Annotated in this window: 15 protein-coding genes; 13 read left to right on the forward strand and 2 right to left on the reverse strand. The window is 59.0% G+C overall.

All coding sequences use genetic code 11. The features are described 5' to 3' along the window. Window positions 1-78: 78 nt before the first annotated feature. The 10 genes from Q3H59_RS01235 (at window position 79) to Q3H59_RS01280 (ending at window position 11,442) form a co-directional block, all read left to right on the forward strand. Window positions 79-1,470, forward strand: a complete 1,392-nt coding sequence (locus tag Q3H59_RS01235; RefSeq protein WP_309832752.1) for an MFS transporter — start codon at window positions 79-81, stop codon at window positions 1,468-1,470. A gap of 123 nt (window positions 1,471-1,593) precedes the next feature. Continuing rightward, window positions 1,594-1,926, forward strand: coding sequence for a type II toxin-antitoxin system RelE/ParE family toxin (locus tag Q3H59_RS01240; RefSeq protein WP_309832754.1), 333 nt, complete (start codon window positions 1,594-1,596; stop codon window positions 1,924-1,926). 19 nt (window positions 1,927-1,945) lie between these two features. Then, entirely contained in the window at window positions 1,946-2,278 is a 333-nt protein-coding gene (locus Q3H59_RS01245) for a HigA family addiction module antitoxin (RefSeq protein WP_101762746.1), read from the forward strand. Between the two features lie 156 nt (window positions 2,279-2,434). Then, window positions 2,435-3,598 carry an HD-GYP domain-containing protein gene (locus tag Q3H59_RS01250; RefSeq protein WP_309832759.1) on the forward strand — a complete coding sequence of 388 codons (1,164 nt, stop codon included), beginning with the start codon at window positions 2,435-2,437 and terminating at the stop codon, window positions 3,596-3,598. A 109-nt stretch (window positions 3,599-3,707) separates the two neighbouring features. Continuing rightward, window positions 3,708-3,797 carry a K(+)-transporting ATPase subunit F gene (kdpF, locus tag Q3H59_RS01255; RefSeq protein WP_081113208.1) on the forward strand — a complete coding sequence of 30 codons (90 nt, stop codon included), beginning with the start codon at window positions 3,708-3,710 and terminating at the stop codon, window positions 3,795-3,797. After that, window positions 3,797-5,476, forward strand: coding sequence for a potassium-transporting ATPase subunit KdpA (gene kdpA / locus Q3H59_RS01260; protein ID WP_277974208.1), 1,680 nt, complete (start codon window positions 3,797-3,799; stop codon window positions 5,474-5,476). Before kdpF ends, kdpA begins: the two co-directional genes overlap by 1 nt. Window positions 5,477-5,483: 7 nt before the next feature. Further along, a complete protein-coding gene (gene kdpB / locus Q3H59_RS01265) occupies window positions 5,484-7,532 on the forward strand; it encodes a potassium-transporting ATPase subunit KdpB (protein WP_137386708.1) in 2,049 nt (682 codons plus the stop codon). A gap of 11 nt (window positions 7,533-7,543) precedes the next feature. Then, window positions 7,544-8,116, forward strand: a complete 573-nt coding sequence (gene kdpC, locus Q3H59_RS01270; protein ID WP_137386707.1) for a potassium-transporting ATPase subunit KdpC — start codon at window positions 7,544-7,546, stop codon at window positions 8,114-8,116. An 89-nt stretch (window positions 8,117-8,205) separates the two neighbouring features. Beyond that, window positions 8,206-10,878: a two-component system sensor histidine kinase KdpD gene (gene kdpD, locus Q3H59_RS01275; RefSeq protein WP_309832765.1), complete on the forward strand. Its 2,673-nt coding sequence runs from the start codon at window positions 8,206-8,208 to the stop codon at window positions 10,876-10,878. 54 nt (window positions 10,879-10,932) lie between these two features. Continuing rightward, the gene (locus Q3H59_RS01280) at window positions 10,933-11,442 is read left to right on the forward strand and encodes a TIGR00645 family protein (RefSeq protein WP_101762740.1); all 510 of its coding nucleotides are present in this window, start codon (window positions 10,933-10,935) and stop codon (window positions 11,440-11,442) included. Window positions 11,443-11,622: 180 nt separating this feature from the next. Here Q3H59_RS01280 and Q3H59_RS01285 read toward each other — a convergent pair whose 3' ends face one another. Both Q3H59_RS01285 and Q3H59_RS01290 read right to left on the reverse strand, forming a co-directional pair. Then, window positions 11,623-12,777 (reverse strand): IS481 family transposase, encoded by a 1,155-nt coding sequence (locus Q3H59_RS01285; RefSeq protein ID WP_309832769.1) that lies wholly within the window; start codon window positions 12,775-12,777, stop codon window positions 11,623-11,625. Between the two features lie 105 nt (window positions 12,778-12,882). Continuing rightward, window positions 12,883-13,815, reverse strand: coding sequence for a LysR family transcriptional regulator (locus Q3H59_RS01290; protein WP_309832771.1), 933 nt, complete (start codon window positions 13,813-13,815; stop codon window positions 12,883-12,885). Window positions 13,816-13,907: 92 nt separating this feature from the next. On the opposite strand from Q3H59_RS01290, the gene Q3H59_RS01295 reads away from it, so the two are divergent. Genes Q3H59_RS01295 through Q3H59_RS01305 form a run of 3 tightly spaced genes read left to right on the forward strand, consistent with a single transcriptional unit; the run spans window position 13,908 to window position 16,890 of the window. Continuing rightward, window positions 13,908-15,113, forward strand: coding sequence for an MFS transporter (locus Q3H59_RS01295; RefSeq protein WP_309832774.1), 1,206 nt, complete (start codon window positions 13,908-13,910; stop codon window positions 15,111-15,113). 53 nt (window positions 15,114-15,166) lie between these two features. Then, window positions 15,167-16,516 (forward strand): sodium:proton antiporter, encoded by a 1,350-nt coding sequence (locus Q3H59_RS01300; RefSeq protein ID WP_101762737.1) that lies wholly within the window; start codon window positions 15,167-15,169, stop codon window positions 16,514-16,516. 26 nt (window positions 16,517-16,542) lie between these two features. After that, on the forward strand, window positions 16,543-16,890 hold the full coding sequence (locus Q3H59_RS01305) for a hypothetical protein (protein WP_101762791.1): 348 nt from the start codon (window positions 16,543-16,545) through the stop codon (window positions 16,888-16,890). Window positions 16,891-16,971: the final 81 nt, after the last annotated feature.

Consider the following 16,971-nt stretch of genomic DNA (forward strand, 5'->3'; position numbering starts at 1 on the left):
GGTGAAACTGCTTTCTATAGTTGCTCAACAGGGAAATAAAGCGGTATTCCGGCATGTTTCATTTGAGGAATTCAGCCCATGCAAAAAGCCAATCATCGTCCACAGAACAGCCACGTACGTATTGGGATCCTTTGCCTGATCCTGTTTCTTTCCGTAGTGGCGTATGCCGACCGCTCGATCCTGTCGATCTCAGGATCGGCGATCAAAGATGAGTTTGGACTTTCGGCGATCCAGCTTGGCCTGATCCTCTCGGCATTTAGCTGGGCCTATGTGATCGGCCAGATCCCCGGCGGCCTGTTTCTCGATCGTTTCGGCACTAAAAAAGTGTATGGCGTGACGCTGGCGCTGTGGTCGATCTCCACGCTGCTGATGGGTTTTGTTGGCGAGTTCTCCAGCGGCATGACCATGGCGCTCACGCTGATGTTTGCGCTGCGTTTCGCGCTGGGCCTGATTGAAGCACCGAGTTTTCCCGCCAATGCGCGCGCGGTGATCATGTGGTTCCCCAGCGCCGAACGCGGCCGCGCCTCTTCACTCTTCGCCTCGGCGCAATATTTTGCCGTCGCCATCTTTTCGCCGCTTTCCGGCTGGCTGGTGTCGCGCTTCGGCTGGGAATGGCCGTTCTTTGTGCTGGGCGGCATTGGCGTGCTGGCGGTGTTTGTCTGGATGGGCTTTATGCGCAGCCCGCGCCATCACCCGCAGGTCTCGGAAAATGAATTGCGCTACATCGAGCAGGGCGGTGCGCTGGTAGATATTGATTCGGCGCAAACACTAAAAGCGCGTCCGCCGTTGAGCAAAGCGATGTTCAGGAAGCTGCTCAGCAACCGCATGCTGTGGTGCGCCTATATCGGCCAATACTGCATCATCGCGTTGAGCTACTTCTTCATTACCTGGTTCCCAATCTATCTGGTGCAGGCGCGCGGCATGAACATTCTTGACGCCGGCTTTGCCACCATCGCACCGGCGGTATTTGGTTTCCTCGGCGGCATCAGCGGCGGCTATATCTCCGACAAACTGCTGGCAAGCGGCTGGAGTTTATCCTGGGCGCGTAAAACGCCGTATATCGTCGGCATGCTGATGGCGGCATCGCTGGTCCTGGCGGCGGTGATCCCCAGCAACGTCGGCATTATCGCCATGATGTCGTTCGCCTTCTTTGGTAAAGGCGTGGCGGCGGGCGCCGGAACCTGGACGATTGTCAGCGATACCGCACCGAAAGAAGCGGTTGGCCTGGCGGGCGCGATTTTTAACGGCATCGGCAATATGGCGGGTTTTATCACGCCGCTGCTGTTTGGCATCATCGTCGGCTTGACCGGCAGCTACAGCATCGGGCTGGTATTTGTCGGCGCGCATTGCGTGGTCGCCGCACTGCTGTTCCTGCTGGTGATGGGACCGATTGAACGTGTTGGTGAGGAGCAAAATTCCGCAGCCTCTTATGAAAAGCAGGAGAAGGAGCAAGGCATTAAAGCGGTTTAATACTTGGATCATATTTTTTTGGAATCCCGATCTGAAATTCGTTATGATGTTAAATATTGCACTTGAGCACAGTGCGTGAGTGCAATAAATTGCCTGCCATGTTTACATTAGGTGTGGCGGCAGATGAAGGGTTCAATTCACAGTTTCAGGGATGATTGGCTGCGATTATTTTTTGTTTATGCAACGCCGCATAAGCATATCCCGGCCATGATTGAGTCCGCATTGGCGCGCAAGCTCGACATCATCCATGCCGCAACATCGCATCATGATTTGCGTTCACCACCGGGTAATCGCTTTGAGGCCTTAAGACCTCCGCTATTGGGATATTATTCAATACGGATAAATGAGCAGTATCGACTAATTTTTCAATGGGTTAATGGCACGGCAAGAGATTTCTATCTCGATCCACACACTTATCGTAAACACCGCTACCAGCCACTTGTGGCCAACTGCTAACCGTTAAAGAGAAGCAACAATGAAACAGGCGATGCGTAAACCGACCAGCGTTGGCGATGTTCTGCAGTACGAGTTCCTCGAGCCGCTTAACCTCAAAGTGAATGACCTGGCAGAGATGTTGAACGTGCACCGCAATACAGTCAGTGCATTGGTGAATAACAACCGTAAACTGACCACCGAAATGGCCTATAGGCTGGCAGCTGTTTTCGATACTTCAGTCGATTTCTGGCTGAATCTGCAGCGCCATTTGGATCTATGGGAAGTGGAAAACGATGCCAGAACACAGGAAGAGTTGAGCAGGGTAACGCCGTTAAGTGCCTTTCTGGCGCAGCGTTCAGCGGTTGTAGCCTAAAATCATGGTCGCCATAAATGGCGATCCAACGTCGTAAAATTCGCATTTATACGTACCTCGCGCGCAAACCTCACCGATCGCACAAATCCACTCTGAAGATTTTTTGCTCAGCTGCCGATACCTCCTTACCACCCACTGATATTAAGGAGCGATATCGTGATAAAGCTGATTAATGTTGACGAACTGCGGCAGGGAATGTTTATCCACAAACTGGAGGTTTGGTGGGTCAAAGATAAGCGCATTCGCAACCAAATGCTGATCACTGATAAACGGCAGATCGCGATGATCCGCAATGAGGGGATCCTGCAGTTATGGATCGATCTCGACAAATCGGTACAGGCACCCGTCACGCCTGCGCCGAAAAAAGAGATTCCTCAAACTTCGTTTTTCCAGGAGATGGATCAGGCGCAAAGCATCTTCAATCAGGGGAAACCGCAGGTGCTGGCGATGTTTAACGAGGCGCGCATGGGACAAGGCCTCGACCTCGATTACACCCTTGATCTGGTTGATCAAATTGCCGGTTCGATCACCCGCGAACCCACGGCGCTGCTGAGCGTGGCGCGCCTGAAGAATCACGACGATTACACCTATCTGCACTCAATGGCGGTGTGCGGTTTGATGATCTCGCTCGGCAAAAAAATGGGCCTCGATGAGCATCAGCTGCGGCGCGTTGGTATGGGCGGTTTGCTGCATGATGTGGGTAAAGCCGCGGTGCCGCTGGAGATTCTCAACAAACCCGGCAAGCTCAGCGATGAAGAGTTCACCGTGATGCGTCAGCATCCGATCGTGGGCGCGCAGATGCTAATGGAAGCCAATGCCGGTGAAGATCTGCTGGATATCGCGCTGCATCACCATGAAAAATATGACGGCAACGGTTATCCGCACGGACTGAAAGGCGACGAAATCTCACTGTATGCGCGCATGGCATCGGTATGCGACGTCTATGATGCCGTCACCTCGAATCGCCCTTATCGCCAAGGCTGGACGCCTGCCGAAGCGATGCACAACATGTTGAGCTGGCGTGGCCATTTCGATAACACGCTGCTGCACGCCTTCGTACGCACCATCGGCATTTATCCGGTGGGATCGCTGGTGCGACTGGCTTCCGGGCGCGTGGCGCTGGTGGTACAGGCGGGCGAAAAATCGCTGCTCAAGCCCAAAGTACATGTGTTCTGGTCGCTGCACGCGCAGCGCGAAGTGAAACCGGAAGCGCTCGATCTCGGCGACAGCTTCTGCACCGACAGCATCACCGGCGCGGAAGACAGCGGCTTATGGCAGAACATCGATCTGAACCGCATCTGGGCGTTAGAAAGCGCTTAATTCTTCACCATTTTTATACTTTATTTACGCCCGCTTCCCGCCTTTTTACCTCTTCTTTATGCCGCGCCGCGCATGCTTGCAGCACTACCTAAATCCTCTGGAGGTTGCTGTGAGCGTGGGCGTGATAGCCGGCATCGTGCTGGTGTTTGTTCTTCTGGGCTACCTGATTTATGCCCTGCTTAATGCGGAGGCATTCTGATGGCGGCGAATGCATTCATGCTGATTGCGGTGTTTCTGCTGGTACTGATGGTGCTGGCACAACCGCTGGGACGTTATCTCGCCCTGTTTGTCGCTGACAAGCCGCTGCTGCCGCGCACCGAAGGCGCGCTGTGGCGACTGGCCGGTGCCGACGGCGATGCCATGCGCTGGCCGCACTATCTGCTGGCGATTCTGCTGTTTAACGCGCTGGGTTTTGCCTTGCTGCTGCTGATGTTGATGACGCAGGCCGCGCTGCCGCTGAACCCGCAGCATCTGCCTAATCTCAGTTGGGATCTGGCGCTCAATACCGCCATCAGCTTCGTTACCAACACCAACTGGCAATCCTACGCCGGGGAAAGCACGCTGAGCTATTTCAGTCAGATGGCGGGCCTCACGGTGCAGAACTTCTTGTCGGCGGCGACCGGTATCGCCGTGGCGTTTGCGCTGATTCGTGGTTTTGCCAACCGTTCGCTGGATACGCTCGGCAACGCATGGCGTGACCTGACGCGCATTACCCTTTACGTGTTGCTGCCAATCAGCCTGGTTATCGCGCTGTTCTTCGTCAGCCAGGGCAGCATTCAAACCTTCGAACCTTACCATGCGCTCACCACGCTGGAAGGCGCGCAGCAGACGCTGCCGCTCGGGCCGGTGGCATCGCAGGAAGCGATCAAAATGCTCGGCACCAACGGCGGCGGTTTCTTCAACGTTAACTCGGCGCATCCGTTCGAAAACCCGACGGCGCTAACCAACTTCGTGCAGATGCTGAGCATCTTCCTGATCCCGGCGGCGCTCTGTTTCACCTTTGGTCAGCATCTGGGCGATCGTCGTCAGGGCCACATGCTGCTGTGGGCGATGACCATCATGTTTGTGCTGGCGGTGATCACCGTGATGTGGGCCGAACTGCGTGGTAATCCGCACTTCCTCGCGCTCGGCGCAGACAGCGCCATCAACATGGAAGGCAAGGAGACGCGCTTCGGCATTCTCAACTCCAGCTTGTTTGCGGTGATCACCACGGCGGCGTCGTGCGGTGCGGTTAACGCCATGCATGACTCCTTCACCGCGCTCGGCGGCATGGTGCCGATGTGGTTGATGCAGCTGGGTGAAGTAGTGTTCGGCGGCGTCGGTGCTGGCCTGTACGGCATGCTGCTGTTCGTGCTGCTTGGCGTGTTTATCGCCGGGTTGATGATCGGTCGCACGCCAGAGTACATGGGCAAAAAAATCGACGTGTGGGAGATGAAGATGACCGCGCTGGCGATCCTGGTGACGCCAACGCTGGTGCTGCTCGGCACCGCGCTGGCGATGATGACCGACGCCGGTCGCGCCGGTATGGCCAATCCTGGTATTCATGGCTTCAGCGAAGTGCTGTACGCGGTTTCCTCGGCATCCAATAACAACGGCAGCGCCTTTGCCGGACTGAGCGCTAACACGCCGTTCTGGAACCTGCTGCTGGGCTTTTGCATGTTGGTGGGTCGTTTCGGCATCATCATTCCGGTGCTGGCGATTGCCGGTTCGCTGGCGGCGAAGAAAATTCAGCCAGTCGGCAACGGCACGTTGCCAACGCACGGCCCGCTGTTTATCGCGCTGCTGATTGGCACCGTCTTGCTGGTGGGCGCATTGACGTTCATCCCCGCGCTGGCATTGGGCCCGGTCGCGGAACATCTGCAATCAATTCAGGGATAACGGAATCATGAGTCGTCAACAACTGGCGCTGTTTGATGCGGCGCTAACCCGCGTTGCCATGCTGGATGCGCTGAAAAAACTCGATCCACGCGTGCAGTTCCGCAACCCGGTGATGTTTTTGGTGTGGATCGGCAGCGTGCTGACCTCGGTATTGGCGGTGGGCATGGCCAGCGGCGCGCTCAGCGGTAACGCGGGCTTTACCGCCGGCGTCGCCATCTGGTTGTGGTTCACCGTGCTGTTCGCCAACTTCGCCGAAGCGCTGGCGGAAGGGCGCAGCAAGGCGCAGGCCAACAGCCTGAAAGGCATCAGTAAAACCAGCGATGCGAAAAAACTGGCCGAAGCGCGCTACGGCGCAGCCTGGCACAACGTGGCGGCCGATACGCTGCGCAAAGGCGATGTGGTGCTGGTGGAAGCCGGTGACATCATTCCGTGCGACGGCGAGGTGCTGGAGGGCGGCGCATCGGTGGATGAGAGCGCCATCACCGGTGAATCCGCGCCGGTGATCCGTGAATCGGGCGGGGATTTCTCCTCGGTGACCGGCGGTACGCGCATTCTTTCCGACTGGCTGGTGATTCAGTGCAGCGTCAATCCGGGCGAAACCTTCCTTGACCGCATGATTGCGATGGTGGAAGGCGCGAAACGCCGTAAAACGCCGAACGAAGTGGCGCTGACCATTCTGCTGGTGTCGCTGACGATTGTGTTCCTGCTGGCGACCGCCACGCTGTGGCCGTTCTCAGCGTATGGCGGTACGCCGGTCAGCATCACGGTGCTGGTGGCGCTGCTGGTGTGTTTGATCCCCACCACCATCGGCGGCCTGCTGTCGGCCATCGGTGTGGCGGGCATGAGCCGCATGCTGGGCGCGAACGTTATCGCCACCAGCGGCCGTGCTGTGGAAGCGGCGGGCGACGTAGATGTGCTGATGCTGGATAAAACCGGCACCATCACGCTTGGCAACCGTCAGGCGACGCAGTTTCTGCCCGCGCCGGGTGTCAGCGAACAGCAGCTGGCCGATGCGGCGCAGCTGGCATCGCTGGCCGATGAAACGCCGGAAGGGCGCAGCATCGTGGTGTTGGCGAAGCAGAAATTTAACCTGCGTGAGCGTGACTTGAGCAGCATGGGGGCGAGCTTCATTCCCTTCTCGGCGCAAACGCGCATGAGCGGCGTAAACGTGCAGGATCGTCTGATCCGCAAAGGCGCGGTCGATGCGGTTCGTCGCCACATTGAAGCCAATCATGGCCGCTTCCCGTTAGAAGTGAATGCCGCCGTGGAAGAAGTGGCGCGCGCTGGCGGCACGCCGCTGGTGGTGGCCGAAGGCGCGCAGGTGCTTGGCGTGGTGGCGCTGAAAGATATCGTCAAAGGCGGCATCAAAGAGCGCTTTGCCGAGCTGCGCAAGATGGGCATCAAGACGGTGATGATCACCGGCGATAATCCGTTAACCGCGGCGGCGATTGCGGCGGAAGCCGGCGTCGATGACTTTCTGTCGGAAGCGACGCCGGAAGCCAAGCTGGCGCTGATTCGTCAGTATCAGGCCGAAGGGCGCTTAGTGGCGATGACCGGCGACGGCACCAACGACGCACCGGCGCTGGCGCAGGCCGACGTGGCGGTGGCGATGAACTCGGGAACCCAGGCGGCGAAGGAGGCCGGCAACATGGTCGATCTCGACTCGAATCCGACCAAGCTGCTGGAAGTGGTGCACATCGGTAAACAGATGCTGATGACGCGCGGCTCGCTCACCACCTTCAGTATCGCCAACGACGTGGCGAAGTATTTCGCCATTATTCCGGCCGCGTTTGCCGCCACCTATCCGCAGCTCAACATGCTCAACGTGATGGGGCTGCATTCGCCGAACTCGGCGATTTTGTCGGCGGTAATTTTTAACGCACTGGTGATTGTGTTCCTGATCCCGCTGGCGCTGAAAGGCGTGAGTTATCGTCCGCTGAGCGCGGCGGCGCTGCTGCGTCGCAACCTGTGGATTTACGGTGCGGGCGGATTGGTGGTGCCGTTTATAGGTATTAAAGCCATTGACCTGCTGCTAACGCTGCTTGGTCTGGCTTAAGGAGAAGAGAAATGAGTCAGTTACGTCCGGCTATTGTATTGTTACTGGTGCTTACGCTGCTCACCGGCGCGGTCTATCCGCTGCTGACCACCGGTCTGGCGCAATGGTGGTTCCCATCGCAGGCCAACGGTTCGCTGATTGAGCAGGATGGCGCGGTACGCGGTTCCGAGCAGATTGGGCAAATGTTTAATCAGCCGGGCCACTTTTGGGGCCGACCTTCCGCTACCGGCGATGCGCCTTATAATGCGTTGGCCTCCAGCGGCAGCAATCTGGCAGGCAGCAATCCGGCGCTGGATAAAGCGGTAGCGGAACGCGTCGCCGCGCTGCGTGCGGCGAATCCGCAAGCGCCCAAAGCGGTGCCGGTGGAGTTGGTCACCGCATCGGCGAGCGGATTAGATCCGGATATTTCGCCAGAAGCTGCGTTGTGGCAGGCACCGCGCATCGCCGCCGCGCGCAAGATGGCGCTGAAAGATGTCGAGGCGCTGATTGTGCGCCACACCGAGCGCCCGCTGCTGCCGTTTGTTGGCGAAGAGACGGTAAACGTGCTGCGCCTGAATCTGGCGCTGGATGATTTACAAGGATAAACACCTCGCGCAATGCATTGCGCCGCTACGGTATATGCACGCAATCGTAGCGGCGCGATTCATCACGCTGTTTTTACGATGGACGATCGATGAACGACGAAATTGCCCGCCCCGATCCCGATGCGCTGCTGCTGAACCACAGCGACAGCCATCGCGGTAAGCTGAAAATCTACTTTGGCGCCTGTGCGGGCGTGGGCAAAACGTTCGCCATGCTGCAGGAGGCGCAGCGCCTGCGGGCGCAAGGTCTCGACGTGTTAGCCGGCGTGGTAGAAACCCACGATCGTGCAGAGACCGCCGCGCTGCTCAACGGGCTGGCGCTGTTGCCACGGCGAACCACCGGCCGTTCGCGCCACGCCGAATTCGATCTCGACGCCGCGCTGGCGCGCCATCCGGCGGTGATCCTGATGGATGAACTGGCGCACACCAACGTGCAAGGTTCGCGTCATCCCAAGCGCTGGCAGGACATTGAAGAGCTGCTCGAAGCGGGCATTGACGTCATCACCACCGTTAACGTCCAGCATCTGGAAAGCCTGAATGATGTGGTCGGCGGCGTCACCGGCATTCAGGTGCGTGAAACCGTGCCCGATCCCTTCTTTGATAGCGCCGACGAAGTGGTGCTGGTGGATCTGCCGCCGGACGATCTGCGTCAGCGGCTGAAAGAGGGCAAAGTCTACGTCGGCGACCGCGCCGAACGCGCCATCGAAAACTTCTTCCGTAAAGGCAATCTGTTCGCGCTGCGTGAGCTTGCGTTGCGTCGTACCGCCGATCGCGTGGATGACCAGATGCGTGCCTGGCGCGATCGGCAAGGCCGCGACAAAGTGTGGCACACGCGTGACGCCATTCTGCTGTGCATCGGCGACGATACCGGCAGCGAAAAGCTGGTGCGCACCGCCGCGCGTTTAGCGGCACGGCTCGGCAGCGAATGGCACGCGGTGTATGTGGAAACGCCGCGCCTCAATCGGCTACCGGAAGCGCGCCGTCGCGCCATTTTACGCACGCTGCAACTGGCGCAGGAACTTGGCGCTGAAACCGCCACGCTCTCCGATCCCGATGAAGCGCGCGCGGTGCTGCGTTACGCGCGCGAGCACAACCTCGGCAAAATTGTGACCGGCCGTCAGCCACAACGGCGTTGGCGGCGCGACAGCTTTGCCCAGCGCCTCGGCGAACTCGGCCCGGATCTCGATTTGCTGGTGGTCGCACTGGATGAACCGGTGCGCGATGCGCCGCATCCGCTCAGCGGCCAGCGCGCCAGCAACGAAAAATGGCGGCTCTATCTGCGCGGCTGTGTGATGGCGCTGCTGCTGTGTATTTTGGTCACCGGCGTCGGCCGCTGGCTGCTGGTGGCGTTTGATCCCGCCAACAGCGTGATGATTTATCTGCTGGCGGTGGTGCTGGTGGCGCTGCGCTATGGCCGCTGGCCATCGGTGTTCGCCACGGTGATCAACATCATCGCTTTCGACCTGTTCTTTGTCGCGCCTACCGGCACCGTGGCGGTGTCGGATTTGCAGTATCTGGTGACCTTCGCGGTGATGCTGGCGGTGGGCGTGATTGTTGGGAATCTGACAGCGGGCGTGCGCTATCAGGCCAAAGTGGCGCGCTACCGCGAACAGCGCGCGCGACATCTGTATGAGATGGCGAAAGCGCTCGGCAGCGATTTGACGCCGCAGGATATTGCCACCACCAGCCAGCGCATCATCGATGTCACCCTGCAGGCGCGCAGTTTACTGCTGCTGCCGGATGAGCAGGGCGAGCTGCAAACCGTGGGCGATACTGCGATCGGTACGCCGCCGGATCTGGCCATCGCCAAATGGAGTTACAGCAAAGGCCAACCGGCGGGCGCGGGCACCGATACCTTGCCGGCGGTGCCGTACCAGATTCTGCCGCTGAAAAGTGGTAATCACTGTCGCGGCTTGCTGGTGGTGGAACCGGAAAACCTGCGTCAGCTGATGATCCCCGAGCAGCAGCGTTTACTGGAAACCTTCACCGTGTTGATTGCTAACGCGCTGGAACGCATGGCGCTGTCGCACAGTGAGGCGGCGTCGCGGCTGGCCGCCGAGCGCGAGCAGCTGCGCAATGCGCTGCTGTCAGCGCTGTCGCACGATCTGCGCACGCCGCTGACGGTGCTGTTTGGTCAGGCGGAGATGCTGATGCTCGATCTCGCCAGCGAAGAGTCGAAGTATGTCGGCCAGGCCAATCAGATTCGTGAACAGACGCTGAGTACTATCCGGCTGGTGAGTAACATGCTGGATATGGCGCGCATTCAATCCGGTGGACTCAATCTGCGCGAAGAGTGGGTGGCGCTGGATGAGGTGATTGGCGGCGCGCTGAGCAGCATGGGCCCGTCGCTGAAGGACCATGAATTTATCCTCGATTTACCCGAGATGGTGCTGATCAAAGGCGACAGCGCCATGCTGGAGCGGGTGTTTACCAATCTGATCGAAAACAGCCTGAAATACGCGGGCAACGCGGCGCAGCACGGTATTCGGGCGTGGCGCGATCGCGATCGGCTGGAGATTGCGGTGTGGGACAGCGGTCCCGGCATCGCGGCGGAGAACCTCACGCGTATTTTTGACAAATTTGCGCGCGGTGATAAAGAGTCGGCGGTGCCGGGCGTCGGCTTGGGTTTGGCGATCGGTAAAACCATTATCGAATCCCATCGCGGGCGCATCTGGGCGGAGAATCGGCCGGAAGGCGGCGCGGTGTTCCGTTTGTCATTGCCGCTGCCCGCCGCGCCTGAAATTTCTGAAGAAGGGCTGAAATAACTTCACATAAGTTCGGTTATACTCGCCCACTTGTCTGTTGATTAATGGGAACTTATGGAACGTTTTATCGAAAACCTGATGTATTCATCGCGCTGGCTGCTGGCTCCGGTTTACATGGGACTTTCGTTGGGCCTGCTGGCGCTGACCATCAAATTCTTCCAGGAAATTTTTCACCTGTTGCCGCATGTCTTCAGCATTGCGGAGAACGATTTGATTCTGCTGCTGCTGTCGCTGGTGGATATGACGCTGGTCGGCGGTTTGCTGGTGATGGTGATGCTCTCGGGTTACGAGAACTTTGTCTCCAAGCTGGATATTGATGAGCACAGAGAGAAGCTGAGCTGGCTCGGTAAAATGGACTCCGGCTCGTTGAAAAACAAAGTCGCGGCCTCGATTGTGGCGATTTCGTCGATTCACCTGCTGCGTATCTTTATGGACGCGCGCAACATCGAAAACGATAAGCTGATGTGGTACGTGATTATCCACCTGACGTTTGTGCTGTCGGCCTTTGTGATGGGCTGGCTGGACAATATGTCGAAGGGGGATAAGAAAGCGGTGAAGATGTAGTTTGTGCGCGCTGTCCCTCACCCCAGCCCTCTCCCGCAAGCGGGCGAGGGGGCTAACCGTGCTACCATCGGCACAAGCGGGCGAGGGGGCTGACCGCGCTACCATCGGTTCCCTCTCCCGTTGGGAGTGTACAGTCCGGGGACATGGTAGACAGGTGTTCGGGGACATGGTGAACACTTTTTAACATCCTTTACCCATGGTGATCGACTTTTTCTTCAGGTCGATCACCCCCACTTTTGTGCTGTACCACCATACCTCGTAGCACCCGTCTTCCTGCATCTCCTTCAGGCCAACGTGCTCTCCCCTGAACGCCTTGCCTGCCTTCAGACTCAGGCCTTTTATAGTCAGCTTCCCACTGATATCTACCTTCCTGACCATCACGCCCTCGTCGTATTCCGCTGACGTTACGCTGGCGCTGTACTGCCGAGCCGATGGCTGATAGCGCGACGCCGGCACCGCCATATCCAGCGCCTCATGCGGGCGTTCAAGGTTATAAATCGTCCGCCAGTGATCGAAGGCGCGCTGCAGCTCACCGTCGTCCGCGAACCACTTCCCCTGCAGCACTTCAGCCTTCAGGCTGCGGTGAAAGCGCTCCAGCTTGCCCTGCGTCTGCGGATGATAAGGCCGGGAGTGCCCCACCCGGATACCCTGTCGCATAAGCCACAGCTCGACGGCCGTCCAGGTCCCGGTAGTGTCGCCCCACGGTGAACCGTTATCCATCGTCATCCGGTCCGGCAGGCCGTAACGTTCAAAGACTCTGACCAGCTGCTTCTGCACCGTCTCACGCCGCTCATCAGCGCAGTGTACGAGGCAAAGCGAGAAGCGGGAGTGATCGTCAAGGAGGGTAAGCGGGTGGCAGCGGCCGCCGCCAAAGGGAAAATGCCCCTTGAAATCCATCTGCCAGAGCTGGTTCGGGGCCGCATGTTCAAACCGGCCCGTGGCCGGGACACCCGGAGCTGAGCCCGGCAGCAGGTCGTGGCGGGCCATCAGGCTGTGGACGGTGCTGAAGGCGGGCATGCGGTGTCCGCGGTCTTCGAGCCAGCGCTTTATCTTGCGCGCGCCCCAGTGCTGATGAAGTTCATGCGCCATACGAAGCAGGTCAGTGATGTCGTCAGACGAGCGGTTGGGAGAGTGATGGGGTATGCAGGGGCGGTCCTCAAGACCGGATTCTCCCTCTTCAGCCCAGCGGCGAAGCCACTTGTAGGCAGTGGCGGAAGAAATGCCGTAGTGACGGCAGAGTGCGCGGATGTTCGCCCCGTCTTGCGAGGCGAACAGAACAAACTCTTTACGTAATGACATGGTATCTCTCGCATCCCAGGACATAAGCGACTCCATAAACGGGTTCTTATGCCTTAGTTGTAAGTGTCTACCATGTCCCCGAACAAGTGTTCACCATGTCCCCGGACTGTACAGGGAGAGGGTTAGGGTGAGGGACAACCGCTACCGCGTCGCTGGCTGCGTCCCGGCTAACTTCGGCATCACGTCCCGAATCATGGCGAAAAACTTCTGTAACCGCGCCGGATAGTAGCTGGCCCACGGATAAGTTAGCCACACCGGCAGCGGCGGCGCTTGCCACTCCGGCAACAGCTGAATCAAATCCCCTTTCGCTAAATCCTCCTGCACCACCCACGATGACACCACCGCCGCGCCCATCCCGGCAACGGCGGCTTTGCGCACCGCGTATAAACTGTCGCTGGCGAGGCGCGGGGCAATCGCCAGGTTCACCGGCTTGCCATCGTTAATACGCTGCAGGGCGATTTCGTTGCGATAAAAACTGGTCAGCGCCAGCCAGGGCAGGTTGGTGAGCTGCGAGACGTCCTCAACTGGCGGGTGCGCGGCCAGCAGCGACGGTGCCGCCACCACAAAGCGCGGCACTTCCGCCAGCAGCACCGCCACGATGGACGCATCGCTGGGCGCACCGACCTGAATGGCGCAGTCGATGTTTTCGCTGATGAAGTCTGGCGTGCGGTCATTCAGCGTCCACTCCACGTTTAAGCGCGGATAGCGATGCAGATAATCAATCAGCGGTTCAATCAGCTGATCCTGACCAAACGCATGCGGTGCCCGCACGCGCAGGGTGCCAATCGGGTCGTCGCTGGCACCGGTGAGGTCATCCTCCAGCGCGTGCCAGGTCGCGACCAGCTGACGCGCCTGCGCATAACAGCGCTCGCCATCGTCGGTGAGTTTCAGCGCATGCGTGGTGCGCATAATCAGTTTGAGACCAAGCCGCTGCTCAAGCGCCTGCAGCCGTCGGCTGATAGTGGGCTGCGTGGTGCCGAGCTGGGCGGCGGCGGCGGAGAGCGAGCCGCTCTCGACGATGCGGATAAAGGTCTGCATCAGTTCGATACGATCAAGGCTGGATGGGTTGTTCATACGCACCGCGCATAACAGTTCTGTGTTTGAGCAGTCTACCGCGTATGGCGGCAACGCGCTTTAATAAGCGCACTTTCACGGGGGAATCCACTATGTCAGCTATATCAACGTCAGCCATGCCAGCTGAAAAACTGCCCGCGCCGCTGGTCTTCACGCTCGCGGCCGGTGCCGGACTCAGCGTCGCATCGATTTACTACAGCCAGCCGATGCTGGATATCATCAGCAAACAATTCAACGTTGGGATTGGCAGCGTCGGCATGGTGCCAATGCTGACGCAAGCCGGTTACGCGCTGGGGATTCTGCTGCTGGCTCCGCTCGGCGACCGCCACGATCGTCGCACCATTATTCTGATTAAAGGTTTGCTGCTGGTTGCCGCGCTGCTGCTGTGTGGCTTCTCGGGCGGATTGAACGCCTTGCTGATCGCCAGCTTCGTCACCGGTTTAACCGCCACCGTGGCGCAGGACATCGTGCCCGCTTCAGCGGCGTTAGCGCCGGAGCGCAGCCGCGGCAAAATCGTCGGCACGGTAATGACGGGATTGCTGGTGGGGATTTTGTTGTCACGCGTGGTAAGCGGCGTGGTGGCGGAGTATTTCGGCTGGCGCACCATGTACATGATTGCGGCGGCGGCGGTGTTGCTGATTAGCGTGGCGCTGTGGCGCGTGCTGCCGCGCTTTACGCCGGGCACGTCGGTGAGCTATCCGCGTTTGCTGCTGTCGCTGGCGCATCTGTGGCAGCACCATCAAACGCTGCGCCGCGCCGCGCTGGCACAAGGTTTGTTGTCGGTGGGCTTTAGCGCCTTCTGGTCAACGCTGGCGTTAATGCTCAGCCAAAGCTTCCATCTGGATAGCGCGGTCGCTGGCGCATTCGGCCTTGCGGGTGCGGCAGGCGCTCTAGCCGCGCCGTTAGCGGGCAGCGTGGCGGATCGCATCGGTCCGGCGCGTGTTACGCAGTACGGTGCCACGCTGGTGATGGTGTCGTTCGCGCTGATGTTCCTGCTGCCGCTGCTGCCGATGCCGGCTCAGCTTGGTCTGATTATCATCAGCACCATCGGTTTTGATTTGGGGGTGCAGGCCACGCTGGTGGCGCATCAGACGCTGGTTTACAGCCTGGCACCAGAAGCACGCAGCCGCCTTAACGCCTTGATGTTTACCGTTGTTTTTATCGGCATGGCGACCGGCGCGGCGCTGGGTAGCCTGGCGCTGGCACATTGGGGTTGGACCGGCGTAGTCGCACTCGCAACATTGGCCGCTGCGCTTGCCTTGATGATTCGCCTCGCAAGCCGTCATCTGAAAAACTGATCGCCTAACATGTGCCAGGCTTAAAGGAGAATGTTATTTAAAAACGGAGCGTTATGAATTTCCTGGCCTGGACCGCCGCCACCGGCGGTCTTTTACTTCTTATGTCACTGGCTTCCGGTTGGATACACCGCGGGCCAGTGACCTCATTTGGTCTCTACCTGTTCGCGGGCATTCTGTGTGGCCCGTGGATGCTCAATCTGCTGCAAGTCGACATCATCGGTCACGCCAACCTCGCCGCGCATCTTACTGAAATCGCGATGGCAGCCTCGCTGTTTATCACCGGGCTGAAACTGCGCTTACCGCTCAACGCGCATGCGTGGCGGCTTGGCGTCAGGCTGGCGTTTCCCGCGATGCTGCTCACCGTCGGCAGCATGACGGTGCTGGTGCACTGGATCACCGGCTTTGACTGGGCGATGTCGCTGGCGTTTGGTGCCATTGTCGCGCCAACCGATCCGGTGCTCGCCAGCCTGATTTCAGTGAATGATGCGCGGGATGACGATGCCCTGCGCGTGGCGCTCTCCAGCGAAGCGGGCATGAACGACGGCTCGGCGCTGCCGCTGCTGATGCTGGCGATTTTGCTGTTGCAGCCGGGCGAACTCAGCACCGCTGCGCTCGGTGAATGGTTCGCCAAAGACGCGCTGTGGGCGATTGGCGGCGGGCTGGGAATCGGCTTTGCGCTGGGCTGGCTGATCGGCCAGCTGGCGACGCATTTACGTACCGCCAATCAGGATCTGGCACCCAACGATCTGTTCGCGCTGGCGCTGATTGCGCTCAGCTATGCCGCCGCGCAGTCGGTGGATGCGTCGGGCTTCCTCGCCACCTTTGCGGCTGGCGTCGGTTTACGTCGTGCGGAATTGCGCGTGGTGAAGCACTATCCGCAAGATGAGATGTCTGAAGAGGAGCGTTTCTTACCGGCTGAAGCGCGCGTGAATACCGGTCAGCGGATGGCGCAGGGCAGCAGCGGCATGGTGAAATCGGTGGGTTTGGTGATAGGCGATGCGCTCTCCTTCGGTGATACTATCGAGCGTTTGCTGGCGGCGGGCATGATGGTGGTGCTCGGTATTACGCTGGCGCAGCACTGGAATCTCACCGGCATTGGCCTGGCGCTGCTGCTGTTTGTGGTGGTGCGCCCGCTGGCGGTGTGGATCACCACATGGCGCTGCGATATTCCGCTGATGCGACGCTTGCTAATTGGCTGGTTGGGTATTCGCGGCATCGGCAGTATCAATTATATTGCCTATGCATGGGTGCACGGCATGCGTGGACCGCAGGCGGAGCAGATGGTGGACATGGCGCTGACGTTAGTGGTGTGCAGCATTGTGTTGCACGGCATCACGGTCACGCCATTGTTGAACTGGCGTGCTGCCCGTCAGGCCGCCCGCGCCGAACAGAACGAAAAATGATTTATTGGAAATTATTGGAGCCTATTATGAAAGCGTTATTACTCGCCCTCGTTGGGCTGTCGCTGTCGGCCGGCGCGTTGGCTGCCGACGGTGACAATAATCAGGAAGAGAATGTTTATGCCAGCCAGCTGTGTCATCTGGTGAGCAGTGAAAAGAAGACCAGCGATTTGGATGGCTACACTGAGAAGCTGAAGTCGCAACTCGCGGCCAGCCAGTCTTCATCGGCCATGCAGCAGCCTGAATTCAATGAAGAAATCGCGCAGGAAGTGATTAGCGCATGGCTGGAGTTGGGCGAAGATGAGCGCGGCAAACTGCGTAAAGATCAGCAGCAGTGCGAACAAACGGTAATGACCCAGTTCCAGCAACAGGACTAATACCCGTCATACTTCAAGCTGCAGGTGCGTTGGCTGCGTGTGCTCACCCCAGTCACTTACTTTTGTAAGCTCCTGGGGATT

The organism is Pantoea sp. SORGH_AS_0659, assembly GCF_031453915.1.
GTDB classification, from domain to species: domain Bacteria; phylum Pseudomonadota; class Gammaproteobacteria; order Enterobacterales; family Enterobacteriaceae; genus Pantoea; species Pantoea leporis.